Annotated in this window: 1 protein-coding gene; it reads right to left on the bottom strand. The window is 69.5% G+C overall.

The annotated features are described in order from the left end of the window. Nucleotides 1-2: 2 nt before the first annotated feature. On the bottom strand, nucleotides 3-1111 hold a 1109-nt coding region (locus ACGFWI_RS39045; RefSeq protein WP_393910808.1), incomplete at its 5' end, for an L-serine ammonia-lyase.

Genomic DNA, 1111 nt, shown 5'->3' with positions numbered 1-1111 from the left:
CCTCAGCACTCGATGATGTTGACGGCGAGTCCGCCGCGTGCGGTTTCCTTGTATTTGACGCTCATGTCGGCGCCGGTGTCCTTCATGGTCTTGATGACCTTGTCGAGGGAGACGTGGTGGCGGCCGTCGCCGCGCAGGGCCATGCGGGCGGCGGTGACGGCCTTGACGGCGGCCATGCCGTTGCGTTCGATGCAGGGGATCTGGACGAGGCCGCCGACGGGGTCGCAGGTCAGGCCGAGGTTGTGTTCCATGCCGATCTCGGCGGCGTTCTCGACCTGTTCGGGGGAGCCGCCGAGGACCTCGGCGAGACCGCCGGCGGCCATGGAGCAGGCGGAGCCGACCTCGCCCTGGCAGCCGACCTCGGCGCCGGAGATGGAGGCGTTCTCCTTGAAGAGCATGCCGATGGCACCGGCGGCGAGCAGGAAGCGGACCACACCGTCCTCATCGGCGCCGGGCACGAAGTTGATGTAGTAGTGCAGGACGGCGGGGATGATGCCGGCGGCGCCGTTGGTGGGGGCGGTCACGACGCGGCCGCCGGCGGCGTTCTCCTCGTTGACGGACATGGCGTAGAGGGTGGTCCACTCCATGGCGTGGGCTTCGGCGTTGCCTTCGGAGCGCAGCTGGCGGGCGGAGTGGGCGGCGCGGCGGCGGACCTTGAGGCCGCCGGGCAGGATGCCCTCGCGGGACATGCCGCGGGTGACGCAGGACTGCATGACCTGCCAGATCTCCAGCAGTCCGGCGCGGATCTCGTCCTCGGTGCGCCAGGCCTTCTCGTTGTCCAGCATGAGGGCGGAGATGGACAGGCCGGTGTCCCGGGACAGGCGCAGGAGTTCGTCGCCGGTGCGGAAGGAGTGGGTCAGCGCGGTGTCGTCGGGCACGATCGGGTTTTCGCCGGCGACCGCGTCCTCGTCGACGACGAAGCCGCCGCCGACGGAGTAGTAGGTCTTCTCCAGCAGGGGTGCGCCGGTGCTGTCGTAGGCGAGGAGGGTCATGCCGTTGGCGTGGTAGGGCAGGGCGCGGCGGCGGTGGAGGATGAGTTCGGTGGCTTCGTCGAAGTCGATCTCGTGGGTGGTGCCTATTTCGGCGCCGAGCAGCCGCAGGCGTTTGGTGG

The organism is Streptomyces sp. NPDC048434 (assembly GCF_043200375.1).
Lineage (GTDB): Bacteria > Actinomycetota > Actinomycetes > Streptomycetales > Streptomycetaceae > Streptomyces.
This window is presented reverse-complemented; position numbering and strand designations above follow the sequence as displayed.